The organism is Paenibacillus sp. FSL H8-0048 (assembly GCF_038002825.1).
Lineage (GTDB): Bacteria > Bacillota > Bacilli > Paenibacillales > Paenibacillaceae > Paenibacillus_AQ.
Genome location: NZ_JBBODF010000001.1, coordinates 2,994,287 through 3,017,163 on the forward strand (window position 1 = coordinate 2,994,287; position 22,877 = coordinate 3,017,163).

Here is a 22,877-nt window from a genome sequence, read left to right on the forward strand (position 1 = left end):
ATTCTTATCGTCAAAGCAGAGGAAAAAATGTAGACCGCCAGGCCCAAAAAGAGATGTTTTCGATAAATTTTTTAGATATAAAGGCTCAGCGGATAATCATTGTAAAGGCTTACATAAATAATATTAACCAAAAACTGTATTACTAAAACTTATATACACTCTTGGTTATCTATTCTATGCAGTGCTTTAGTCCAATATTACTTCTTTTTCGGGATGATGTAAATATTGGAACATAGTGCGCAGCTGCTCTGCCGTGTTGCGTTCTTCAGACAATTCGGGCAATGCATCCTCGGCAAAAAATCCAACACCGCTCGTCTCCACACCACCCGCCGCCTCCCCGCCGGTTATTCTGCACAGAATGAACATTTTATAGGTATGGTATGGCTCCGGCGGATGCTGATGGAACTTTTTATCCATTACAGCAAGCAGACGGACCGCTTCTGCCTGGTAGCCGGATTCCTCGGCAATTTCTTTGACAGCCACCTCACTTGGTGACAGGCCGATATCGGCCCACCCTCCGGGCAGCGCCCATTTTCCGTCGAGCTTCTCGTGTACGAGCAGAATTTTATCATCCTTGAAAATAACTCCCCGGATATCCACCTTAGGTGTGCTATACCCGCCTTCGCCCGCGAAGGAGAGCCGGATGCGCTCCTTGCTCTCATACGTATAGTTCGCCAGAATATCCACGCTCAGCTCGCGCAGTGCCTGATAACGCTCAATATCAAATACATCCTTGGCATACGTCAGTCCGGTCTGGGCAATCCCTTGAATTTCTTTGGCCCAGGTTAACCATTTCGGTTCCATAAGCACACCGCCTTCACTCGGATTTAGTTACGCTATTTCTTCCAGACGCTCTACTCACACAGCATCAGATGACGGGAGAACGAACCCTTTCGTGCCACACAACGGTCTACAATTGTAAAACCGGCCGCCGCAATCATCTCATCCACCGCCTCAATCGCCACAATGACCACTCTGTCCGCAATCCGCCGCGTATGACTAAGAATCGCAAACTGCTCTTCGGGGGTAATCCGTGAATACAGATTATAAGGCATATCCACGATCGCTGCATCGTAATGCTCCTCAATATCTGCGATATCCCCGAGCGTAACAACACTCTCGAAGCCGAAATGAGCGATGTTCGTCCGTGCACCTGCCGCTATGAGCGGGTTAATATCACGGCCGACGACATCGATTCCCATCGACAGAGCTTCCACCATTACTGTGCCAATTCCGCAGCAGGGATCGATCAGCTTCACACCGGGTATGCGCGGAACCGCCATATTGACCGCTGCCCGGGCTACCCGTGTGCTGAGCGCTATGGAGTAGCTTCGGGGCTTGTGCATCTGCCGAAACCAGGTTGCATTGTTCTTATGATAAGGGCCGAAGTACCAGCGTCCGCCGAGCGTCACAATCCCGTACACCAGCTCCGGATGGTTCACATCCGCCTCTCCCTCAATCCGCAGGCCGATTTCCCGCTCAATCACTCTGCGCTCACCGTATTCTATTTTTTTCTCAGGAGCCAGATCATTAGTCTTCACAAAAATAACCTTGAAGCTCCGCCCCCCCAGTTCTACCTGCTCTGTCTGCTTGTAGATCTCCGGGAGCGTGTCCCCTTCGTACATCACATCTATCCGCTCTTTGATAAAAGGACTGCGGCTGACATCCGCCTCTACCCCGCTTGCGAATATAGCCGGAGGGATCTCCCTGCCGAACAGGCAGCGTAGCTCCATCCCGCATAATGAGGTCTCATCCGGCGAATGGGCATACGTATAAATATATATCGGTTCAACACTTGCAGATATGTTCGTTGACACTACAATTTCGCTCCTGTCGCTTCCGCCGCTCCCGGCGGTTCCTTGGCTTAAACTAAGTAAGTCTATCACGGTTACTGCCAGTAATCAACAGCCTGCAAGGAACTGTTCCCCAAGCTACGCAGGTCTGGTCACCCTCTGTTGGTGGGGTGGGACAATCCTTTTTTGATCCCTCGGGATATCTCCAGTATAATGAATGCATTACACTGCCGAACCTGAGCCGCAGAGACCCTCCGTTATGCATGTTGCCGCATAATACGGGTAGCTGTGGTATTAAGCAGCGAATTCCAAGGAGGTACATACCTACAATGTCATACGAAACTTACTTTCAGGCTGAGCGTGAAGCCCAGCTTGGCGAACTCAAGCAATGGCTGGCGATCCCCAGCATTTCAGCCCTGTCCAGCCACAAAGAAGATATCAATGCCGCTGCCGGCTGGCTGGTAGAGACCCTGAAGCGTGCAGGCCTTGAGAATATCGAGCTGCATCCTACAGCCGGTCATCCAGTGATCTATGCCGATTACCTTCATGCCCCCGGCAAGCCGACCATTCTGGTCTACGGCCATTATGATGTACAGCCGGTTGATCCGCTGAACCTGTGGACTACGCCTCCGTTTGAACCGGAGATCCGTGACGGCAAGCTCTATGCACGCGGCGCTACAGACGACAAGGGCCAGGTATTCATGCATATCAAAGCCATCGAGGCTATCCTCAAGCAAGAAGGCACTCTGCCGGTCAACATCAAGCTCTGCATCGAAGGGGAAGAGGAGATTGGCAGCGTCAACCTGCCGCCATTCCTGGAAGCTAACCAGGACAAGCTCGCAGCAGATGCCGTCCTCGTCTCTGATACCTCCCTGCTGGAGCGCGGACGCCCTGCCATCTGCACTGGACTCCGTGGTCTCTGCTCCATGGAGGTCACAGTGAACACCGCCCTGACTGATTTGCACTCCGGCTCTTACGGCGGCGGCGTTCCTAACGCGCTGCATGCGCTGGTCTCGCTGCTGAGCACCCTTCACGATGACAAGGGCCGCGTATCTGTAGAAGGCTTCTACGAAGGCGTGCCTGCCCTGTCCCCGCTGCTGCGCGAAGAATTCGCTAAGCAAGGCGTGGACGAAGACAAAATCCGGACCGCTCTCGGCCTGGAGCAATTGTACGGCGAAGAAGGCTACACCTTCGTGGAACGGGTCGGCGCGCGTCCAACGCTTGAGCTGAACGGCGTATACGGCGGCTTCCAAGGTGAAGGCAGCAAGACCGTGATCCCGAAGGAAGCTCATGCCAAGATTACCTGCCGTCTCGTTGGAGACCAGGACCCGCAGCACATTCTGGATGCCGTTGAAGCCCATCTGAAGGCTAATATTCAAAAGGGCGCCAAGGTTACGGTGAAGCAGATGGAGAAGGCGCGCGCCTTCAACATCGACCCGTCGCACCCGATCCTCCAGACCGCTGCCGATGCTTACGGCAAGGTCTACGGCACCCGCGCCCTCTTCACCAAAGACGGCGGCTCCATCCCGATCATGGAGAGCTTCGCCCGCATCCTGAAGGCACCGGTCGTCCTGATGGGCTTCGGACTCGATGACGAGAACCTGCATGCACCGGACGAGCACTTCAACCTGGAGAACTTCGACAAGGGCCTGCTGACCCTGGTCGAGTTCCTGAAGACCGTCTAACGTCCAGAACCGACAGCGTATCTGTCATTTCATACAGCCAGGCCCCCGGTAGATCGGGGGCCTGGCTTTTTTTTGTTTGTTTTTGCATAAATTCAGTCTCGCGCACTCACACCAGCACAATGTATGCTGTTTTTGACATACATTAGGCCGTGCGCCGGCTTGCGAGCACAATGTATGCTGTTTTTGACATACATTCGGTGCGACCCCCTTATCCCGGAGTCCTCCGTATCAAATCGGTACTTGTCGTAGCTATGCTCTTTATTTCGCTTTTTCTCTCGGCCAGAAGAAGCGGGAGCGGTCTTCTAGAGTCAGGACCCACTCCGCAAAGGTAGCTGGCGGCATGTTCCGAAGGCTCGTATGCATTCTGCGATTGTTGTAAAAGTCCATGTACCGGTCCACGGCTTCATAGGCCTCTTCGAAGGTGTCGAAGGCCTCTTTTCGGAACAAATCCCGGTCGATATTGCTGTGGAACGATTCAATAAAAGCATTTAAATCTGGCGTTCGAGGCGGAATGCGTTCATGGGTCATTTCCCAGCTTTCACACATGTCGCCAAACAGGTGGCTGACGAACTGTGGGCCGTTGTCGGTGCGGATCACCGGGCGTGCGCTGCCAGGGGCGCAGTGTTGCTCCATGGCGCGTCCCAGCGTCTGGCAGGCGTGCTTGGCCTCACATGACGCTCCGCGGTGGTAGCCGACGATGACACGGGTAAACACATCGATAATACTCAGGACAAAGAAATGCCGGTCCCGGCCCGCCACGTACCCATACTTAATGTCCATCTGCCAGAGCTGGCCTGCTCCGGTAATGACCCGGTTCTCCGGCAGCTTCCGGGGATGCTTAAAGCGTTTGTGGCGCTGCGGCTGCAGGATATCCAGCGCCTGGCACAGCCGGTAGCTTTTCTTGTGATTGAGCCTCAGCCCGCGCTGGTTCCACAAGCACTTGGCCAGCAGTTTGTATCCGTACACATGCTCTTCTCCAGCGATTAATTCCAGCAGCCATTCCTGGATTTCCTCGTCGCTAATCTTCTCTCCAGACTCGGTCAGGGAGTAGCCGGGTACGGGTCTTCCGCGTCCCTGAGGTACGGCCTGTGCCTCCTGCTTCTTGCGTTTCTTACGGTCGTAATACGTAGACTCTGCGAGCCCCACGAGACGGAGTACCAACGCTGCGGTATTCCCCTGCTTAATGAACATGTCGGCTACCTCGATTTTTTCGGATAAGCAGGGGTTGGCTTTTTTAGCAGTTCACGCAGAATTTCGATCTCTAGCTCCTTTTCGCCGAGGATCCTGACCGCCTTCTCGTATTTCTGCTCCACGTCCAGGAGGCGCTTCAATTCCTCCACCTGCTCCTGGGGATACGGATGCTCTTGTTCCCCATGGGCTTCGCGGTAATCTCTCACCCACTGATTCACCGTCGATGGGGTCACCCCATACTTTCGGGCAACCACCGCTGCCTTAATGCCAGACAACACCTCTTGCGCGGCTTTCTCTCTTGTTCCTGTTAAGTGTCCCATACCGTTCATCCTCCTCCTGTTTCTAGTCTACATTTTTGTGGGGGAGGACTCCAACTTCTTTAGGGGGCTGTGGAGCATTCAGGCCGTGCGCCTGCTTGTTAGCACAATGTATGCTGTTTTTGACATACATTAGGCCGTGTGCCGGCTTGCGAGCACAATGTATGCTGTTTTTCACATACATTTAGCCCAACAGAATACCTTCTCCACAGCAGCATTAAACTACTGTTTCCTATACAACAAAAAAAACCCTTGCGGACAAGGATTTCGGAAGTTAAATATGGAGCGGGTGATGGGAATCGAACCCACGCTATCAGCTTGGAAGGCTGAAGTTCTACCATTGAACTACACCCGCAACTCAAAAACGAGTACAAGAAACATTGTAGCATCACTACGAATAAATTGCAACCCTATTAAATTCAGATACTGGAGGGCAGGAGGTTACGACGGCATTTCCAGCAGAGGCCTGAGGAAGGACTGTTCGAATTCAGCCGCCTTCACCGGCTTGCTGAACAGATACCCCTGGGCCTCATGGCAATGCTGCTGGCGCAGAAAGTGCAGCTGCTCCTTGTTCTCCACGCCTTCGGCGGTAACCTTGAGCTTCAAATGGTGGGCCATCGAGGTGATCGTAGAGACGATCGCGGCATTGTTGCTGTCCTCCATGACATCCGATACGAAGGAACGGTCGATCTTCAAGCGGTCAATCGGCATATTCTTCAGATAATGCAGCGAGCTGTAGCCTGTGCCGAAATCATCGATGCTGATGCATACGCCAAGTCTTTTGAGACGGTTCAGCTGGTCGAAGGCGGTCTCCTTGTCAAGGGTCATACTCTCGGTAATCTCTAAATCCACGTAGCAGGGATCCAGACCGATATCCTTCAGGATAGCATCAATTTTGCCGGCCAGATTAGGCTGCAGGAACTGGCGCATGGAGAGGTTAATGGATACGCAAATCGGATGATAGCCGGCATCCTGCCACATTTTATTCTGCAGACAGGCCGTCTTGAGCACCCATTCCCCAATAGGGACAATCAGCCCGCTCTCTTCAGCGATAGGAATGAAATCTACCGGAGAGACCAAGCCGCGTTTGGGATGGTTCCAGCGCAGCAGCGCCTCCATGCCGACAATCTCTTCTGTCTCAAGCAGCACCTGGGGCTGATAGACCAGATAGAACTCCCCCCGCTCCAGCGCCCGGCGCAGATCATTCTCCAGCTTGAGGCGTTCCTTCGCCTTCATCTGCATAGCCGGAATATAGCGGCGGATCTCCACCCCCTGCTCCTTGGCATTGTGTACCGCTGTATCAGCATTCTGTATTAACTGCTCAGCCGTATCTCCGTCCCCGGGATAGATGCTTACCCCCAGACTAAGCGAGATATGGTATTCACCTGACTCCAGACCTACCGGTGTCTCGAACAGGCGCAGCAGCTCACCCGCCCGGACCAGACAATTCTCCAGCCCCGTCCGCTCCGTCATCAGAAAAGCAAACTCGTCCGCCCCCATACTAAAGAGCTCTTCATTGACTCTAACCTCGTCCCCGATCCGCCGGGCGACCAGCTGCAGCAGCAGATCTCCTGCATAATGACCAAGAGAGTCATTGATGTTCTTAAAATGGTTGATGTTCATAATGACCAGCCCCGAAAAGCCTCGGCTTTTGTCCTGCTCACTCTGGAGCACCACCTCTTCCATGCGCTGCATCAGGCGGCGTCTGTTCGGAAGACCGGTCAGCTCGTCGTGATACGCCAGATAATTAATCCGCGCTTCCGCCTGCTGATTCTCCTGAAACGGCTCCTCAATCGTCAATCTGTAGACTCCGGTCAGCAGAAGATAATAGGCCGCTGCGCTGCTGAGCATCCCGAAGAGATAATCCAATTCTCCGACACTGAACAGATTCATGAAGAAGACCTGAGCCAGGGAGAAGAACACAAGGGAACGGATAATAATCAGCAGAGAGGCTGACTTTTCGCTTTTGCCAGGATAGATAATAATCGAAGCACCAAGCAAATAGACGAACAGTATCGCCATATTCATCAGATCTCTTGCCGTTTCTGCCCATGGTTCATCCGCCAGCCCGGAGACAATCAGGTTGCCGAGACCAAACACAGCCAAAGACAGCAAAATCACCACAAAAGCATTCCTGAACACCTTCCCCTTGACGCCGGTTCCTACAAGCTGGTCTTCTCTGCTGAAAATAAGCATAATCCCCAGTGCACTGGCCAGCCGGGAGAACGTCAGAAGCCATAAGGACTGCCCCTGGCTGATAAAAGGGGTGATTCCGGGAATACCTACAAACCCGAGTACATGCAGGAAGTCAAAAATACTCACCCCCAGGAATAATGCAGAGGTGTACAGCCTGGCCTTGGATAAACTATTGGCGAACAGCATCCAGCCCTGGGCAAAAATCGCAAAACCGAACGCGACAGTACAACAGCCCAAAATAAGGTAAAAGGCCATCAGTAAATCCTTGTCCTCTATTTGGCCCAGCGGTGTACGAAAAATCTGGATCAGAAGGAATAGCGCAGCCCCCAGAATAGCCGCATGAATCGTCTTTCTCTCTTCTTGTCTCATAAGTCCCTCGCGTCTAAAAATAATATCTATAAAGTCAGGTAGATGTGTATGATGTCCTATGTATAAATATCGGCCAGACAGCTCCGTAAAGTTACATTGATCACCTACAATATTGCACGAAAGCAGCTCCGGCAGAAAAAAAGCACCTGCCTACAAATAGAGGCCAGTGCTTTCTCCTTCCAGACGGTTATTTGTCCCCGAAATTGACCTCAGGTGTTGTCAGTGTGTCATAGAAGTCAACCGCCTTATCTTTATCGGCCGAAGATCGCAGCGCCATTGCCGAGCGGGGATGCTCATCCAGCGTTCCTGTAATCATATACGGAATGATATAGCCCCACTCTTCCTTCTCCCGCAGCGGGATCATCAGGTTCTCAATGATATCCAGCACAGGACGGAGCGTATAATTCGTATTCTTCAGATGGGTAACCAGCAGCTCTGTAGGACAGTTGCCTGCGGCGCGGCCCATCCCGTAACAGGAAGCATCCAGCAGCTCTACCCCCTTCTCGGCTGCAATCAGCGTATTGGAGAAGGCCAGCTGAAGATTGTTATGGGTATGCACACCGAGCCGCTTCTCCGGCAGATGTGTCTTGAACTTCTCTACCAGGTAATGAAAGTCATTATGATCCAGGCTGCCGTAAGAATCCACGATATAGACTACATCAACTACGCTCTCGCGGATCTGCTCGAAGGCTTCCAGCAGCTCATTCTCCATTACATTGGACAGGGCCATAATATTAATGGTCGTCTCATAGCCCAGATCATGGAACGTCTGCACCAGCTGAAGAGCCTTGTCCACATCCTTGCTGTAACAAGCCACACGAATCAGATCAAGCATGCTCTCGCTGCGGGGCAGAATATCATTCTCGTCCACACGGCCGATATCGACCAGAGCCGACAGCTTCGTATGCCCCTTTTGTGGAATGACCTTGCGCAGGAAGTCATCATTCAAAAAGCGCCAAGGGCCTGCACCCTCTGCCCCTTTGAGCAGCTTCGGCGAGTTCTTATAACCGATTTCCATATAATCAACACCGGCTTCATTCAGACCGGCATATAATTTCTGAACAAATTCAATGCTAAAATCCCAGTTATTCACCAATCCCCCATCACGGATGGTACAATCGACAATTTTACTATGATTAGTCTTCACAATCTGTTCTCCCTTCGGGGTATCTCTTAAGTACTATGCTTATATTATCGTTCAATCATACTTTAATGAAGAAGATATTGTAAAGAAAATTTCAGTAATCCTCATATCGATTTTCGCGATCAGAAACAATGACATTAATCACAGAATAAATGGCAGTAAAATGCTACATTACAAGAAATCATTGAGATTGATTATCAGTCTCTTTCGGAGGGATAACAATGGTTCTAACATCCTGCTCCTTGCTGCGTTTGCAACCAGGCACTACCGGCTCTATTCAAAAAATTGAAGGCATGAATCCTATCCTGCGCCGCCGTCTGGCCGATCTGGGAGTATCTGAGGGTGTAATGATCCGTCTCAAGGGCAAAGGGCCTTTCATGGGTCCGATTACGCTTGAATGCAACGGTCAGCTATTTGCTATCCGGCGGAAGGAAGCATCTATGATAGAGGTGAAGGTATCATGAGCTCTATTGCACTTGTGGGGAACCCCAACACCGGGAAAACCTCGCTGTTCAATACCCTGACTTCCTCCTACGAATACGTGGGGAACTGGGCAGGCGTTACGGTTGAGAAAAAGATCGGCAGTCTCAAGAACGGAGCCGGCAAGCTGATCGATCTGCCCGGAATCTACTCCCTTCACCCCCTCTCCCGCGATGAAGGCGTAGCTGCACAATATCTGATCGAAGAAACCCCTGAAGCGCTTATCAATATTGTCGATGCGTCGCAGCTGGAACGGAACCTGCTGCTTACCCTGCAGCTGCTGGAATACGGCAAGCCGACGATCCTCGGACTGAATATGACCGATGTCGCCAAGGCGCGCGGTATCCAGGTGAATCCCGACATCCTTAATGAACGTCTCGGTATCCCCGTGCTGCCGTTGATTGCCCGGACAGGCAAGGGAACCAGTCAGGTGCTTAGCGTACTGGAGCAGCCCTCGCATATCCCGCCTGTTACCTTCCAATTGAATTATGGCGACATCGCTGAGCAAGCCATAGCCTCCATTGTTGCACAATTACAGAAGATCTCTGGTCTGCCTAATCTCCGTTGGGTTGCTCTGCAGCTGATGGAGCAGAACCCGGTTATCCTTGAGCTGCTGAAGAAGCGAACCGATATTTCTGGCTTGCTGCTGATCGCAGATGCTGCTCAGACCCGGCTGCAGCAGGAGAAGCTTGCACTCACTCTTCCCCAATGGATTCGTTCCGTCCGCATGGACTACATCCGTATGGTATGCGCTGACGCCATAGACTCTACCCTGCAAAAACCGCATAATCTGACCGAACGTCTGGATTCTATCCTTACCCACCGTTTTCTGGGACTTCCCCTGTTCATCGTCTTTATGTATGCCATGTTCAAAACTACCTTCGACTGGATCGGCGGGCCTTTGTCTGATCTCCTGGATGGCTTTATCGGCGGTCCGCTCAGCGATTGGACGAATTCGTTGCTGGGAACCATCGGGGCTTCGGAATTCACGCACGCACTGATCGTTGATGGTCTTATTGGCGGTGTGGGCGGCGTACTCGTATTTGTCCCGCAAATATTCATCCTGTTCCTGATGATCTCCTTCCTGGAGGATTCCGGGTATATGGCCCGTGTCTGCCTGCTGATGGACAGCACGATGGAACGGATGGGACTGAACGGTAAGGCCTTCATTCCGTTCATTATCGGCTTCGGCTGCAACGTACCGGCCATTATGGCGGCCCGCAGCATTGAACAGCCCAAGGACCGGTTGTTGACAACGCTGCTAATGCCGCTGATGTCCTGTTCTGCCCGGCTCCCGGTATATCTGTTGTTCGCAGCGGTCTTCTTCCCTGCCCAGCAAGCCACAGCTGTACTCTCTATGTATGTAATGGGTGTTGTATTTGCCCTGATTCTGTGTAAGTTCTTCTCCAAGCATCTGTTCAAGAATGAGACGTCTATCTTCATTATCGAGCTGCCTCCTTACCGGATGCCCCAGTTCAAGACACTAAGCCGCAGCACCTGGGAGAAGGGCAAAGGCTTCCTGCGCAAAGCAGGGACCATCATCCTGGCCGGCTCGGTCCTGATCTGGCTGATGTCCTATGCCGGTCCTGGCGGCCTCAATGTGGACATGGATCACTCCTTCCTGGCCAAATTCGGCGGCTTCATCGCCCCGTTGCTGCAGCCGCTCGGCTTCGGAACATGGCAGGCCGGTTCTACCCTGGTGCCCGGCTTCCTCGCTAAAGAGGTTGTTGTCTCCACTATGAACATCATCTACCATGCCCCGGATGCAGCAGGACTGGAAGGACAAATTGCTTCAGTCTTTACACCGCTTAGCTCGATCAGCTTCATGGCCTTTATCCTGCTCTACATTCCTTGCCTGGCCACTGTCGGCGTTATTAAGAAGGAGACTGCCTCCTGGAAATGGACATTCTTCTCCATGGGTTACTCTCTGGTATTGGCTTATGCGGTGTCACTGGTGATTTATCAAGGAGGACGTTTGCTCGGATGGTCGTAGCCCTGGCAAGTCCAAGATATATTGAGAGGAAGCGATGGCAGCAATGATCGTTAATATTGTGATTGTGGCGCTAATATTCGGGTATTCCGGCTGGATGATTTACCGTCATGTACAGAAGGGCAAGCAGGGGGCCTGTGCAGGCTGTGACAAGGGTAAGACCTGTCCCGCAGCAGCGATGGATTCACCGCTGTCCTGCAGCAGTGCTACACTGGGCAGCAAGCGCTAGGATACAGCTCTAGCGGATATGCCGGTTATTCTTTCGTTTAGAAACCTTGGCATGCGGGTATGTTAGTTATAAGCTTTTAACAACCAGACTATTGCCAAGGAGGAATAACCATGAACACCAAGAAGACTCTGTTTACAACGGTAGCCCTGGGAGCCGCCTACTTGCTGAAGAATAAGAATACACGGGATAAGATTATGAATGGCGTCCAATCCCTCACTGCTCAGATGAAGGCCCGTAAATAGGCTGCCATTCCTGCAGTTATGAGAAGCAGGATTCCAAGTGAACAAAGAGCCGCAGGTCTCAGGAAACTGAGAATCTGCGGCTCTTTGTCTGTCAGGGGTGATTCAAGCTCAGGCTTCAGGGGAGCGGCGGTCCGGTTCAGCGGCAGCGCTCAGCAGATATTCCAGCAAGGTGCGGACCATTACGCCCGTGGCGCCCTTAGGATTCATTCCCCGTTCCGCAGACAGAAAGGCAGTCCCTGCAATATCGAGATGCACCCACGGCAGTCCTTCCGCGAATTCTCCAACGAACAGTCCCGCCGTGCTGGCAGCTCCATACCGCCCGGCAGCATTACGTAGATCCGCAACCTCGCTTGCCAGCATCTCCCGGAATTCAGGATAGACAGGCAACGGCCAGATCGGCTCCCCCGACAGCCTTGAGGCTGACAGTAGCTCTTCCAGGAATGCTTGATCGTTCGCTACAGCTCCTGTTGCCACATCCCCCAGAATGGACACGACAGCCCCTGTCAGCGTGGCTACGTCAATGATCCGCTGTACCCCCCACTCCCGTGCATAGGTAAGCGCATCTCCCAGGATGATCCGCCCTTCCGCATCGGTATTGATAATTTCAATGGTTCTTCCACTAAGGGTAGTAATGATATCGCCCGGTTTAAAAGCATTCGCTGCCGGCATATTCTCTGCCGCCGGAATCAGCATGACCACATTGACCTTAGGGCGCAAATGCCCCAGCGCATCCATGACCGCCAGTACGGCTGCGGCCCCGGCCATATCGCTGTGCATGCTCTCCATGCCCGGTGCCCGCTTCAGAGAGATGCCTCCAGTATCGAAGGTAATCCCTTTGCCGACTATACCGGTTACGTTCTCCCATTGATTCGTTCCCTGATAGCGGATAACAATCATGCGGGGAGCATTTACACTGCCGCCGCCGACCGCAAGCAATCCGCCCATTCCCTTAAGCGCAAGCTCCCGTTCATCCAGCACTTCAGCCGGAAGCCCGTGCCGTTCAGCGATTTCAATAGCGGCCACCGCAAGATCCGACGGAGTCAGCAGATTCCCCGGACGGTTGGTCAGATCACGGGCAAGGCTTACAGCCTCCCCGAAAGCCTGCCCCCGCTTGATCCCTTGTCTCCAGGCTTCCTCTTCTGCTGCTTCGCTCTTGCCTTCCATACGCAGAAGTACCGTATCTATACTTGCGTAAGCTGCCTGTTCCAGCTTATATTGTCTTCTGCGGTACGAGCCCAGGACCAGCCCTTCCGCGATGGCCTGGCCGGCCTGCTCCGCCCTAAGCGCCCCAGCCCGCCGGCCTAATGCCGCCGGTATCTGCACAACGAGCGCAGCGGCCTTCAGCCTGCAAGCCGCCTTGGCGGTCTGCGCCATCAGCTGCCGCAGCTCGTGCATACCCGTCTGGCCCTTTCCGCTTCCGGCCAGAATGACCACAGGCTGCCCGGGTTGCTCCATGACCGGCAGGATATACACTTGCCCTTGCTTGCCGCTGAACAGCCCCGCTGCGGACAATTGGCGGACTCGTGCGGCCCAGTCCGCCGGAAGACCTTCACCCTGTGCCTGTGCCTCTGAGATCATTAGACATACAGCCTCTCCCCGCGCCATGGCTGCACTGGGATCACTACTCCATTCAAAAATCAATCCTCATCCCTCCGATAAACGCAGATAAGGCTGATCTCCCGCACTTGTTCGTGCTCTGCAGGAATCAGCCCTTACATATTGATTATAACCCGTATGCACTCCACCGAGAACAACGGGCTTAAGATAAGCATTAATGAGTAAGCGGAAGCGAAATGACGAACCTTGTTCCTTCATTCAGCCGGCTGCTGACCGAGATGCAGCCGCCATGATTCTTGATGATCCGGTCACTGACGGAAAGTCCAAGTCCCGTCCCATTCTCCTTCGTGGTGAAGAACGGATTGAACAGTCTGTCAAGCGTGCAGATATCCATTCCCTTTCCGTTGTCAGAGATGAAGATACGCACCTCTGTTCCTTCTTTACGGGCGCCTACCTCAATCCGGCCTACAGAATCATCCACCCGCTCCGAGATGGCTTCCATCGCATTTCTGATCATATTCAGCACAACCTGCTTCATTTGCTTAATATCCCCTGAGATGACCAGATCCTCCTGGAGCACCTGCAAGTTGATCTGGCAGCCCTTCATCAGCGCCTCGCTCTCTGTCAGCAGGACCACTTCTTTCAGCAAGGCAGAGACAGGAATCATGCTGATCTGCGGTACAGAAGGCTTGGAGGAAGTCAGAAATTCATGAATAATGTCATTGGCACGGTCAATCTCCGCTAATATAATCTTCGCATATTCTTCTTTGCCGAGCAGATGCAGATGGGGATGAAGCAATTGGATGAACCCCCGGATAGCCGTCAGGGGATTGCGGATCTCGTGGGCGATGGAGGCTGATAACCGGCCCAGCATGGCCAGGCTGTCATTCTGGTAGGCCGTCTGTTCAATCAGCTTATAGTCGGAGATCTCTTTGAATGTGAACAGGTAGCTGCCCTTCATTTCCTCGCCGCTGGACAGGGTTGCGCGCCAGTACCGTCCATATTCATCCACAAATTCATAGCTTGGCTTACCTTTGAGCACCATTTCACGATAACTCCGCAGAACCTGCTTCTTCTTGAAGCGGCTAAGCTGAATATGGGATAACAGATGATGCAAGGTGCAGCCCAGAAGAGAGTGACGGTTGAGCTCCAGAATACCATACATCTGCTTGTTGACGAAAGTCAGCACACCCTCATCATCAAAAAGCAGAATTCCGCTGTCGATGTGCTCCAGCACATCCTCAAATGTGGTATCCATCGGACCAGATTGAAACGTTCTTGCCGATAATAGCAAGCTTTCCTGATATTGGCTTATCACGATACGAAGTTCCCCCTTTTACTGCAATTGACGAAGACGCTTAAGCGACATCAAATTACTATGTATCTGAGTATATGACGAAGCCGCCAGAACATTCGAAAATCGTATTGTATTATCCAACCGTTTCAACTATATTCCAATCATATCCAAGAGAAGAAGACAACGCAATCAGAGAATCTGTCGAATGACAAAAATATTCTTAAAATGATTCTTAAGACACATTTAAGTGTGAGAGGAATGATTTGTTTCCTGCAAATACATTGAAAAGAGCCCCCGCCATGGGCGGGAGCTCACTAATTTATAACATGACGGTGGCAGGATCAAGACAGATGTTCAAGCCTTCTGCTGGAGCCGGTGACGCCGCTGGCTCATGACAGCCAGACGCTTCTTCAGCTCACGTTCCCATTTGGAGTCGCCGATCTGTTTGGCAACCGCCAGCAGGTCCAGTGACATATCGATCTGGCTGCGTATGATCGTGAGCGGGTCCTCGCTCTCCATATTGATGACGTTCTCGAAGATCGCTTCCTCTTCCTCCATCACATAATCCTGGAAATCCACATCCGTGACGCCGTCGCCATGGGCATATTCCGCCAGAATTTCATATTCATTCTCGACTTTGTAATGTACCTCTACCCGGTGGCATACCGGACAAAAAAGCAGGGGAACATTATGGACTTGCGTGCGATAATGCTTTAGGGTCCCCTTCGTTCCAACCATACTCGCTCCACAGCAAAAGCTCATTTTTGTTCACCCTCCTTGAGTGTTGTCGTTGATTTGAATTCCTATTAGTATATTACAAAGCAGCGGGAGAGATTCCTCCCCTTACAAGCTATATATTAACCTTTATGCCCATTTTCAAACGTCTGTCCTTATCTCAAGTGGAAACGGCTTTGCCGTCCTTTTAAAGGACGGTACCGTTTCAGCGAGAAAGATAAGGAAAATTATAGCGCGAAGCATATACATTCTTATCTTTTTACAAAAAACCTCCTTGAAGGGAGTCATGCTTCCCGCAAGGAGGTCCTCTTAGTATATCAAAGATCGCGGCTCATGAGGCCCGGAAGCTTACAGGTTCTTGTCGCCTGGTTTCCAGTTCATAGCGCACAGCCCGCCGGATTGGAGAGCCTGCAGTACACGCAATGTCTCTTCAACGCTGCGTCCCACATCATTGTGGTTAACAACCTGATACTTCAGTTCACCTTCAGGATCGATGATGAACAATCCGCGCAGTGCGATGCCTTCTTCTTCAATCAGGACGCCATAATCGCTGGCAACCTTCTTCGTAATATCAGAGGCCAGCGGGAAGTTCACCGGACCCAGACCGTTCATATCCTTAGGTGTATTCAGCCAAGCCTTGTGGCTGTGGATCGAGTCTACGCTCACACCAAGAATCTCGGTATCAAGCTCAGCGAAATCAGCTGCAGCATCGCTCAGGGCTGTGATTTCTGTTGGACATACGAAGGTGAAATCAAGCGGGTAGAAGAAGAATACAAGCCATTTGCCGCGATAGTCGGACAAGCTTACCTTACCGAAATCCTTACCGTCGCCTGTTACTGTCTCCATGAAGAAGTCAGGAGCGGGTTTACCTACCAAACGTTCTGCCATTGCTTAAATCCTCCTTTTGATTATGTAAGAAAAACAGCTACCGGACCGTTGCCGGATGCAATATGCTTTTCTTGATTTTATGGGATGGTTACATTCTTTCGGGTACAGAATAAATGTTATCATCGTACAAAATCAAAGTCAATATTACATTGATTACTTTTTTATAATAATTATAAATAAGCAACATTTTGTGAAGTTTTTCTTTGTTCTGCGTCAAAAGGGATCTATGTGGTAGAACTAGGCTTTGCGGATAGCGGCTACAATCAGGTCACCCATCTCAGTGGTGCTGATCGCCTTGCTCTTATCAACTGCGATATCGCTCGTCCGGTGACCGGCATCCAGTACCTCCGCAACTGCGGCTTCAATGGCAGCGGCTGCGTTCTCGTAGCCGAAGGTCATACGGAACATCAGTGCAAGCGACAGGATCGTAGCGATTGGATTCGCCAGCCCTTGTCCGGCAATATCAGGCGCGGAGCCGTGAACCGGCTCATAGAGGCCGTAGCTGCCTTCACCCAGTGAAGCGGAGGCCAGCATGCCAATGGAGCCTGTCAGCATCGCTGCTTCATCGCTCAGGATATCTCCGAACATATTCTCGGTCACGATGACATCGAAGCTCGAAGGACGGCGCAGCAGCTGCATCGCACAGTTATCCACCAGTACGTGCTCAACTTCAACCTGCGGATATTCCGGCGCCAGTCTGTTCACCACTTCACGCCACAGACGGGAGGTCTCCAGGACGTTGGCTTTGTCGACACTCGCCAGCTTGCCCCGGCGCTTCCCGGCAATCTCGAACGCCTGGCGTACGATCCGCTCCACCTCAGTGACGTTGTAGACACAAGTATCTACCGCTTCTTCGCCATGCTCGCCCTGGCGGCGCAGCTTGTCCCCGAAGTAGATCCCGCCTGTCAATTCACGTACGACCATCAGGTCCGTTCCTTCAAGTACCTCCGGCTTCAGTGTCGAAGCATCCTTCAGACAATCGAAGACCACCGCCGGACGCAGATTCGAGAATAGGCCAAGCGCCTTGCGGATACCCAGCAGTCCGGTCTCCGGACGCAGCTCCTTCGGATTGTTATCCCACTTCGGTCCGCCTACAGCTCCAAGCAATACAGCATCGGCGCTTCGGCAGATTGCAAGCGTATCCTCAGGCAGCGGAGTTCCGCGTTCATCGATGGCGATTCCTCCGAACAGGGCGTGCTCCGTTTCAAATGCATACCCGAACAGCTCTTCCGTTCTTTTCAATACCTTTTCCGCTTCCGCCACAACTTCAGGTCCGATACCGTCCCCGGCAATTACGGCGATTTTTTTGACCTCGCTCATTTCTGTCACTCCTTAGGTAGTCCTGCTGGTCGCAGACATAGTTCTTCTGTATATTGTTGTATCATAACGAAGGACAAAGGACAAAGATATAGATTCTATCACGTTCATAGATATAGCCTATAAGTGAAGCAGAGCGTGAATTTGCCCTTGTCCCGCCAATTGATTACAATTAATGGGCAGGTGAAATTATCGGATCTCTAATCCTATGGAAGAGGAGTGATCTTTAAGATGCAATACGCGAAGCTTGGCAAGTCTGGTATGAAGGTAAGCCGCCTCTGTCTGGGAACGATGAACTTCGGTCCCATCACCGACGAGAAGGAAGCCTTCCGCATTATGGATGCGGCACTGGACGCGGGGGTCCAGTTTTTTGATACCGCGAATGTGTATGGCTGGGGTGAGAACTCGGGTCTGACCGAGACCATTATCGGCCGCTGGTTCAAGCAGGGCGGCGGACGCCGTGAGAAGGTTGTCCTGGCAACCAAGGTCTACGGGGCGATGAGTGACAAGCTGGATGGACCCAATGATGAAGGCGGCCTCTCTGCCTACATTATCCGCCGTCATCTGGAGGGCTCCCTGCAGCGTCTGCAGACCGATCATATCGAACTCTACCAGATGCACCATATCGACCGTAACGTGTCCTGGGACGAGCTGTGGGGCGCCTTCGAGCTTGCGGTCAGCCAAGGCAAGATCGGCTACACCGGCTCCAGTAACTTCGCCGGCTGGGATATTGCCGTTGCCCAGCAGGAGGCGAAGGCCCGCGGGTTCCTTGGACTGGTATCCGAGCAGCACAAATACAGTCTGACCTGCCGCCTGCCGGAGCTTGAGGTTCTGCCTGCCGCACAGCATCTTGGCCTTGGCATTATTCCGTGGAGTCCGCTTGACGGGGGATTGCTTGGCCGCAATGCGCTGAAGAAGATTGAGGGCAGCCGCAGCGGCGGCAAAGCGGAGCGTGTAGAGCAGCACAAGAAGCAGCTAGAGGCCTTTGCTGAGCTAAGCCTGGAGCTGGGCGAGCCGCAGGATAATATCGCTCTGGCCTGGCTGCTGGCGAACCCTGCTGTCACAGCCCCGATCATCGGACCGCGTACGCTGGAGCAATTCGAGAGCGCGCTGCGCAGCCTGGAGGTCGTTCTGGATGAATCTGTGCTGAAACGCCTTGACGAGATTTTCCCCGGACCCGGCGGTGCGGCTCCGAAGGCATATGCATGGTAATCCGGACTAACCGGCTGCAGCCCGCATAATCCTCCCGGAAGTCATATCTTCACTTACAATAAAGAGCTGTCCACCAGTATAATGTACCGGTGAACAGCTCTTTGTGTTTCTATGTCTTTTATTGTGCCGTATCCACTGTTATAGAACCATTGCTGGTAGACAAAATAACCTCATGGGTGCCTTTGCCAAGTACAGCCGTTCCATGATTCTCATCGTCGCCGCCCCAGTTCACATTGCCTTTAAGCGATCCGTTACTGGTATCTGCCGTAATCTTGGCATCCGCAACAGCCGGAAGACCCAAGACAATCTTGCCGTTGCTGGATTTCAGCTCCCATGCACCCGTGATTGCCGAATTGACTGTAATCTTGCCGTTGCTGCTTCTGGCCGACACCGCGCCGTCAATATTCCCCAGCGTAATCGCACCGTTCGAGCTAACCAGGTCTGCTCCGCCCTGTACATTCTTTACTGTCAGTGTGCCATTGCTGCTATGAGCCTTCACACCGCCGGAGACATCATGGATATCCATCGTTCCGTTGCTCGTATCCACATTAATGCCTGCGGCCAGCCCGCCGGCTTCGATAGAACCGTCACTGGTCTCTACCTGAGCAGCGAGATACTGCGGAATGCTGACATTCAGATATGGCGCATTGTTGTTGAAGCCGATCTGGATATTGGAGAGCCATCCAGAATCCCCCTCCAGCTCCATCACAAGTGTATCGTCTTCGGTCGTCACCCTCCATTTACGCTCCAGGGCACTCGCCGCTTCATTGTCTGTATTGCCCGGCAGCTCCAGCTTACCTTCATACGCAAGCGTGTTCCCGTCCACACCCTGAAGCTTAACCTTGCCTTGGGGCAGATTAATCCGCACGTTCTTAATATCCTGCTGTACTTCTACCTTTCCGTTCACCGGAACCAGCTTGGTATTGCCGAAGATACTGCTCAGCGATCCTCCGGCCAACACCGTCTGTGCCCCGCTTGCCGCGATAAGCACAATGATCAGCAGAATGGCCCAGCCGCTTACCCGGCTTTTGACATCGGATTTAATGAAGAGCCTAAGCAGCATCTCCAGGCCGAACAGGATAAGCAGGGCCGGCCAGATATAGCCCAGCACATCGTACGTGATTACACCATACTGAGCCATGACTACAATAACTCCTACTATTATGCACCCTATTGCGGCAGTGAAGCTGCCGACTTTCCATCTCCCCATCCTTCAATTCCCCATTTCACTATACTTTTGAATTATTCTTCAGCATTCTGAATCCATACCCGATCAAGGCAAGCGACAGCAGAATCGCTCCGATGTTCATATCGTTCAGAATCTCCCACAGAGCGGGAAATGCAGTGATGAGCAGCAGCAGAATGCCCGCGATGACACACCCAATACCGACCCACACCGGATTTACATCATCATGCGGGTACATCGGGGCTGCAGACATGCCCATCGACCAAGGCGCTCCAAAGCTATCCGGATGGAACATCATCCGCTCATGCTCGGCAGCCGATACCTTCATCCAAGCCGCCTTTTGCAGCGCATCAAATAATTGATAGAACCAGAGCGCAGCAAGTGCGAACGGAAACACTGCGGGCATGGACGGAATGAATATAATACAGAGCGATGCTCCAATCATATACTCCAGACCCATTTTTTTAAAGCCCAGATACATGTGGCCCAGTCCCGGAACCATAGCCAGGAGAAACGTGAGCCATCGTCTTTTCTTAATCATATGTTACCCTCCCAAAAGTTTTGTGAAATAAAATAGATAATCGGCGAAGCCGCTATGGATTTATTTATGGTTACCTCGGGCCAAACCAGGAGCTGACCGATGTGGACATATGCCCGTTGATTTCAGTGATGCCATAAGCCAAATTCTCAAATACGCCTAGCTGCAGCAGGAGAAACGTCAGGCCAACCGCCACGCCGTAATGCATCCAGGAGGTTCCCCGGGTCGTGCGCCGTCTGGTCATGGTAGATTTCACTATCCGTTCTCTGCGCCCGTTCTCCAGCTGGCCGATCCTTGCCATAACATCCCCGGTCAAATCAGGGAAGTCATGCGGCAACACGGGCTCCTGTCCGTTAAAATCAAGCCCGGCTTCCATCTCGCTCCACATCGCCGCAAGCCCGCGTGCCTCCTCCAGCCATTCCGCGCAGCCGGGACAGGTCAGGGTATGCAGATAGATGGCCTGCTGGGCCTCTGGTGACAACTGTCCATCTATATAATGCGGCATCCATTCTTTTACTGTTGAACAATTCATCGCCATTCCTCCCCGCTTTTGCGCATCATCTGTCTGGCCCGATAGAGCTGCGATTCAACCGTTTTAACCGAAATTCCTTTTTGCTCCGCGATCTCCTGATACGAGTGTCGCTGAAAATAGTACAGCTGCACAACCGACCGGTACGGTTCCGCCAGACTATTCAGGTTCTCACCCAGCTCACGGGAAGCCTCCTTGCGAAGCACTGCTTGTTCAGGTGTCTGTGAAGTCACCCAGTCATTCTCTGTGTAATCTGCTGCACTCCGGTGCCGCCATTCCCGGTCATTGGCCCGTTTCCAGTCCAGGCAGGTGCGGTAAGCAATCCGGTACAGCCAGGTGGAGAAGGAAGACTGTCCTCTGAAGGTGGGAAGGGCTTTATAGGCTTTGATGAAGACTTCCTGAGCCATATCCTTGGCTGACTCGGCTTCTCCTGTAATTTTGATGCATACGCTATATACCATGCCTTGATAACGGGTCACCAGATTCCCGAAGGTCTGATGCTCCCCGCTTAGCACAGCATTGATCCACTCCGTCTCTTCCAAGTCTTTCTTCCCTCCTTCAGCTACATATCGTTAGACGCCTGGCTTTAAGGTTCCCCTGCAGGTTTTTTAAATTATTTTAGAATAGCAGCATTTCTATTCAAAAATCAGACACAAGCGCAAGCATAGAGGGAGGATAACCCACTTTGTTGTCGAATTTATCCTTAAACAGCCTATGACAAGACAACATTCTTTAATGAAGTGGTGGGATAGATATGATTCAGGCCTTGCTGGTAGATGATGAACGGCTTGCTCTTATGAAGCTGAAAATGATGCTGGAAGAACTGACAACTATAAATGTAATCGCTGCTTATACGGATCCCTCCGAGGCGGTCAATGCAGCTCCGCTGCTACGCCCTGATGTGATTTTCCTCGACATTGATATGCCTGAGATGAATGGCGTCCAGGCTGCGGAGGCCATGCAAAGGCTGTGCCCGCAGGCAAGCATCGTATTTGTGACTGCCCATAACAGCTACGCCATCGAGGCGTTCGAGCTATATGCGCTCGACTATGTTCTTAAGCCCGTACAGCGGGGCCGGCTGCTGAAGACCATTGAGCGGCTGGAGGAGCGTGTCAGCCAGGCACAGGAGGATTCGCGTAAGCCTGCGCAGACGGTCATGATCCGCAGCTTCCAGTCCTTAAGATTCGAACTGGGTGGCCAGCCGCTGCCCAATATCCGCTGGCGCACCACCAAGGCACAGGAATTATTCGCTTATTTATTTCACAACCGCAACCGGTTCGTAAGCAAAGATACCTTAACCGATCTGCTGTGGCCCGATTTCAATCTTAAGAAAGCCTCCACTCATCTTTATACAACGATTTATCAGGTTCGGCAATGCCTGAAGCAGGCAGAGATTGATCTGCAGATCAGCAATGCCAGCGGGGGGGAAGGCTACACCCTGGAGACCGGAAGCCTGCTGATAGACAGCTACGAATGGGAGAAGGGTATTCTGACTCAAGATGCCATCAATAAGGACAACTATGAGGAGCATCAGCGGTTGTTCGACTTCTATTCGGGCGACTATCTGAGCGATTACGATTACCTCTGGGCTGAAGGAGAACGGCAGCGTCTGCGGACCATCTGGCTGCATCACGCAATGACTATCGCCGAATTCTATGTCAGCAGCGGCCGGATACCGGAAGCGGTAACCGTGTACCAGAGAGTGGTGCAGCTCCAGCCTTATTTTGAACAGGGGCATCTCGGGCTGATGAAGGTCTACGACAGCATTGGGGAACGTTCAGCGGTAGAGGAGCAATATCATACTCTGACGGCATTACTGAAGCGGGAGCTCGGCGTGAAGCCGCCAGCGAGTATTAAGCGCTGGTATGAGGAATGGAAGCATCTTAACCTCAGAAGTATGTGATTCTCCGTAAATAGAAACGGCAATGCTGACCATTCAGGGACGGCATTATTTCAGCGACTTTATATTTGTTATACCAAAG

At 52.2% G+C, this 22,877-nt stretch carries 22 protein-coding genes and 1 tRNA gene; 7 read left to right on the forward strand and 16 right to left on the reverse strand.

Annotation, left to right across the window (positions count from 1 at the left end; translation table 11 throughout):
• Positions 1 to 186: 186 nt before the first annotated feature.
• Together NSU18_RS12580 and NSU18_RS12585 are read right to left on the reverse strand one after the other, a co-directional pair.
• A complete protein-coding gene (locus NSU18_RS12580) occupies positions 187 to 804 on the reverse strand; it encodes an NUDIX hydrolase (protein WP_341149173.1) in 618 nt (205 codons plus the stop codon).
• Between the two features lie 50 nt (positions 805 to 854).
• On the reverse strand, positions 855 to 1,817 hold the full coding sequence (locus tag NSU18_RS12585; protein WP_445321799.1) for a TRM11 family SAM-dependent methyltransferase: 963 nt from the start codon (positions 1,815 to 1,817) through the stop codon (positions 855 to 857).
• Positions 1,818 to 2,122: 305 nt separating this feature from the next.
• On the opposite strand from NSU18_RS12585, the gene NSU18_RS12590 reads away from it, so the two are divergent.
• Positions 2,123 to 3,478, forward strand: a complete 1,356-nt coding sequence (locus NSU18_RS12590) for a dipeptidase (RefSeq protein ID WP_341149174.1) — start codon at positions 2,123 to 2,125, stop codon at positions 3,476 to 3,478.
• Positions 3,479 to 3,736: 258 nt separating this feature from the next.
• Here the strand turns inward: NSU18_RS12590 and NSU18_RS12595 are convergent, their stop codons facing one another.
• The 5 genes from NSU18_RS12595 to NSU18_RS12615 all read right to left on the reverse strand — a co-directional run bounded on the left by NSU18_RS12595 (position 3,737) and on the right by NSU18_RS12615 (position 8,698).
• Complete coding sequence (locus NSU18_RS12595; protein WP_341149175.1) at positions 3,737 to 4,669, reverse strand: IS3 family transposase; 933 nt, start codon at positions 4,667 to 4,669, stop codon at positions 3,737 to 3,739.
• Positions 4,670 to 4,674: 5 nt separating this feature from the next.
• Positions 4,675 to 4,989, reverse strand: coding sequence for a helix-turn-helix domain-containing protein (locus tag NSU18_RS12600; RefSeq protein ID WP_341147862.1), 315 nt, complete (start codon positions 4,987 to 4,989; stop codon positions 4,675 to 4,677).
• Between the two features lie 278 nt (positions 4,990 to 5,267).
• Positions 5,268 to 5,341, reverse strand: a tRNA-Gly gene (locus NSU18_RS12605).
• Between the two features lie 86 nt (positions 5,342 to 5,427).
• Complete coding sequence (locus tag NSU18_RS12610; RefSeq protein ID WP_341019397.1) at positions 5,428 to 7,551, reverse strand: putative bifunctional diguanylate cyclase/phosphodiesterase; 2,124 nt, start codon at positions 7,549 to 7,551, stop codon at positions 5,428 to 5,430.
• Positions 7,552 to 7,738: 187 nt separating this feature from the next.
• Positions 7,739 to 8,698, reverse strand: a complete 960-nt coding sequence (locus tag NSU18_RS12615; RefSeq protein ID WP_200869575.1) for an aldolase catalytic domain-containing protein — start codon at positions 8,696 to 8,698, stop codon at positions 7,739 to 7,741.
• Positions 8,699 to 8,916: 218 nt separating this feature from the next.
• On the opposite strand from NSU18_RS12615, the gene NSU18_RS12620 reads away from it, so the two are divergent.
• The 4 genes from NSU18_RS12620 (at position 8,917) to NSU18_RS12635 (ending at position 11,636) form a co-directional block, all read left to right on the forward strand.
• Positions 8,917 to 9,159, forward strand: coding sequence for a FeoA family protein (locus tag NSU18_RS12620; protein WP_341019395.1), 243 nt, complete (start codon positions 8,917 to 8,919; stop codon positions 9,157 to 9,159).
• On the forward strand, positions 9,156 to 11,168 hold the full coding sequence (gene feoB, locus NSU18_RS12625; RefSeq protein ID WP_341019394.1) for a ferrous iron transport protein B: 2,013 nt from the start codon (positions 9,156 to 9,158) through the stop codon (positions 11,166 to 11,168). Before NSU18_RS12620 ends, feoB begins: the two co-directional genes overlap by 4 nt.
• A gap of 43 nt (positions 11,169 to 11,211) precedes the next feature.
• Positions 11,212 to 11,394 carry a FeoB-associated Cys-rich membrane protein gene (locus tag NSU18_RS12630; protein WP_341149176.1) on the forward strand — a complete coding sequence of 61 codons (183 nt, stop codon included), beginning with the start codon at positions 11,212 to 11,214 and terminating at the stop codon, positions 11,392 to 11,394.
• A 110-nt stretch (positions 11,395 to 11,504) separates the two neighbouring features.
• A complete protein-coding gene (locus NSU18_RS12635; protein WP_256707444.1) occupies positions 11,505 to 11,636 on the forward strand; it encodes a hypothetical protein in 132 nt (43 codons plus the stop codon).
• 108 nt (positions 11,637 to 11,744) lie between these two features.
• Here NSU18_RS12635 and NSU18_RS12640 read toward each other — a convergent pair whose 3' ends face one another.
• The 5 genes from NSU18_RS12640 to leuB all read right to left on the reverse strand — a co-directional run bounded on the left by NSU18_RS12640 (position 11,745) and on the right by leuB (position 17,433).
• Positions 11,745 to 13,277, reverse strand: a complete 1,533-nt coding sequence (locus tag NSU18_RS12640; RefSeq protein WP_341149177.1) for a leucyl aminopeptidase — start codon at positions 13,275 to 13,277, stop codon at positions 11,745 to 11,747.
• 130 nt (positions 13,278 to 13,407) lie between these two features.
• Positions 13,408 to 14,511 carry an ATP-binding protein gene (locus tag NSU18_RS12645; RefSeq protein ID WP_036727689.1) on the reverse strand — a complete coding sequence of 368 codons (1,104 nt, stop codon included), beginning with the start codon at positions 14,509 to 14,511 and terminating at the stop codon, positions 13,408 to 13,410.
• Between the two features lie 333 nt (positions 14,512 to 14,844).
• Entirely contained in the window at positions 14,845 to 15,252 is a 408-nt protein-coding gene (locus tag NSU18_RS12650; protein WP_341019390.1) for a hypothetical protein, read from the reverse strand.
• Positions 15,253 to 15,573: 321 nt separating this feature from the next.
• Positions 15,574 to 16,113 (reverse strand): peroxiredoxin, encoded by a 540-nt coding sequence (locus NSU18_RS12655; protein WP_341019389.1) that lies wholly within the window; start codon positions 16,111 to 16,113, stop codon positions 15,574 to 15,576.
• A 237-nt stretch (positions 16,114 to 16,350) separates the two neighbouring features.
• Positions 16,351 to 17,433, reverse strand: coding sequence for a 3-isopropylmalate dehydrogenase (gene leuB / locus NSU18_RS12660; RefSeq protein ID WP_341019388.1), 1,083 nt, complete (start codon positions 17,431 to 17,433; stop codon positions 16,351 to 16,353).
• Positions 17,434 to 17,661: 228 nt separating this feature from the next.
• Here leuB and NSU18_RS12665 point away from each other — a divergent pair, with 228 nt between their 5' ends.
• Positions 17,662 to 18,642, forward strand: coding sequence for an aldo/keto reductase (locus NSU18_RS12665; protein ID WP_341149178.1), 981 nt, complete (start codon positions 17,662 to 17,664; stop codon positions 18,640 to 18,642).
• A gap of 118 nt (positions 18,643 to 18,760) precedes the next feature.
• On the opposite strand, the gene NSU18_RS12670 is transcribed toward NSU18_RS12665, so the two are convergent.
• The 4 genes from NSU18_RS12670 to NSU18_RS12685 form a co-directional block, all read right to left on the reverse strand.
• Positions 18,761 to 19,852, reverse strand: coding sequence for a LiaF transmembrane domain-containing protein (locus NSU18_RS12670; RefSeq protein WP_341149179.1), 1,092 nt, complete (start codon positions 19,850 to 19,852; stop codon positions 18,761 to 18,763).
• A 19-nt stretch (positions 19,853 to 19,871) separates the two neighbouring features.
• Complete coding sequence (locus NSU18_RS12675; RefSeq protein WP_341019385.1) at positions 19,872 to 20,369, reverse strand: hypothetical protein; 498 nt, start codon at positions 20,367 to 20,369, stop codon at positions 19,872 to 19,874.
• Between the two features lie 70 nt (positions 20,370 to 20,439).
• Positions 20,440 to 20,898, reverse strand: coding sequence for a zf-HC2 domain-containing protein (locus NSU18_RS12680; RefSeq protein WP_341019384.1), 459 nt, complete (start codon positions 20,896 to 20,898; stop codon positions 20,440 to 20,442).
• A complete protein-coding gene (locus tag NSU18_RS12685; RefSeq protein WP_341149180.1) occupies positions 20,895 to 21,437 on the reverse strand; it encodes an RNA polymerase sigma factor in 543 nt (180 codons plus the stop codon). Before NSU18_RS12685 ends, NSU18_RS12680 begins: the two co-directional genes overlap by 4 nt.
• Before the next feature lie 212 nt (positions 21,438 to 21,649).
• On the opposite strand from NSU18_RS12685, the gene NSU18_RS12690 reads away from it, so the two are divergent.
• Complete coding sequence (locus NSU18_RS12690) at positions 21,650 to 22,798, forward strand: response regulator (RefSeq protein ID WP_341019382.1); 1,149 nt, start codon at positions 21,650 to 21,652, stop codon at positions 22,796 to 22,798.
• The last annotated feature ends 79 nt before the right edge of the window (positions 22,799 to 22,877 follow it).

What these genes read in the sequence shown, in the direction of transcription:
- NSU18_RS12580 (WP_341149173.1), bottom strand. Translation starts at nt 804, where the DNA reads ATGGAACCGAAATGGTTAACCTGGGCCAAAGAAATTCAAGGGATTGCC.
- NSU18_RS12590 (WP_341149174.1), top strand. Translation starts at nt 2,123, where the DNA reads ATGTCATACGAAACTTACTTTCAGGCTGAGCGTGAAGCCCAGCTTGGC.
- NSU18_RS12595 (WP_341149175.1), bottom strand. Translation starts at nt 4,669, where the DNA reads ATGTTCATTAAGCAGGGGAATACCGCAGCGTTGGTACTCCGTCTCGTG.
- NSU18_RS12600 (WP_341147862.1), bottom strand. Translation starts at nt 4,989, where the DNA reads ATGGGACACTTAACAGGAACAAGAGAGAAAGCCGCGCAAGAGGTGTTG.
- NSU18_RS12610 (WP_341019397.1), bottom strand. Translation starts at nt 7,551, where the DNA reads ATGAGACAAGAAGAGAGAAAGACGATTCATGCGGCTATTCTGGGGGCT.
- NSU18_RS12620 (WP_341019395.1), top strand. Translation starts at nt 8,917, where the DNA reads ATGGTTCTAACATCCTGCTCCTTGCTGCGTTTGCAACCAGGCACTACC.
- feoB (WP_341019394.1), top strand. Translation starts at nt 9,156, where the DNA reads ATGAGCTCTATTGCACTTGTGGGGAACCCCAACACCGGGAAAACCTCG.
- NSU18_RS12630 (WP_341149176.1), top strand. Translation starts at nt 11,212, where the DNA reads ATGATCGTTAATATTGTGATTGTGGCGCTAATATTCGGGTATTCCGGC.
- NSU18_RS12635 (WP_256707444.1), top strand. Translation starts at nt 11,505, where the DNA reads ATGAACACCAAGAAGACTCTGTTTACAACGGTAGCCCTGGGAGCCGCC.
- NSU18_RS12650 (WP_341019390.1), bottom strand. Translation starts at nt 15,252, where the DNA reads ATGAGCTTTTGCTGTGGAGCGAGTATGGTTGGAACGAAGGGGACCCTA.
- NSU18_RS12655 (WP_341019389.1), bottom strand. Translation starts at nt 16,113, where the DNA reads ATGGCAGAACGTTTGGTAGGTAAACCCGCTCCTGACTTCTTCATGGAG.
- leuB (WP_341019388.1), bottom strand. Translation starts at nt 17,433, where the DNA reads ATGAGCGAGGTCAAAAAAATCGCCGTAATTGCCGGGGACGGTATCGGA.
- NSU18_RS12665 (WP_341149178.1), top strand. Translation starts at nt 17,662, where the DNA reads ATGCAATACGCGAAGCTTGGCAAGTCTGGTATGAAGGTAAGCCGCCTC.
- NSU18_RS12670 (WP_341149179.1), bottom strand. Translation starts at nt 19,852, where the DNA reads ATGGGGAGATGGAAAGTCGGCAGCTTCACTGCCGCAATAGGGTGCATA.
- NSU18_RS12675 (WP_341019385.1), bottom strand. Translation starts at nt 20,369, where the DNA reads ATGATTAAGAAAAGACGATGGCTCACGTTTCTCCTGGCTATGGTTCCG.
- NSU18_RS12680 (WP_341019384.1), bottom strand. Translation starts at nt 20,898, where the DNA reads ATGAATTGTTCAACAGTAAAAGAATGGATGCCGCATTATATAGATGGA.
- NSU18_RS12690 (WP_341019382.1), top strand. Translation starts at nt 21,650, where the DNA reads ATGATTCAGGCCTTGCTGGTAGATGATGAACGGCTTGCTCTTATGAAG.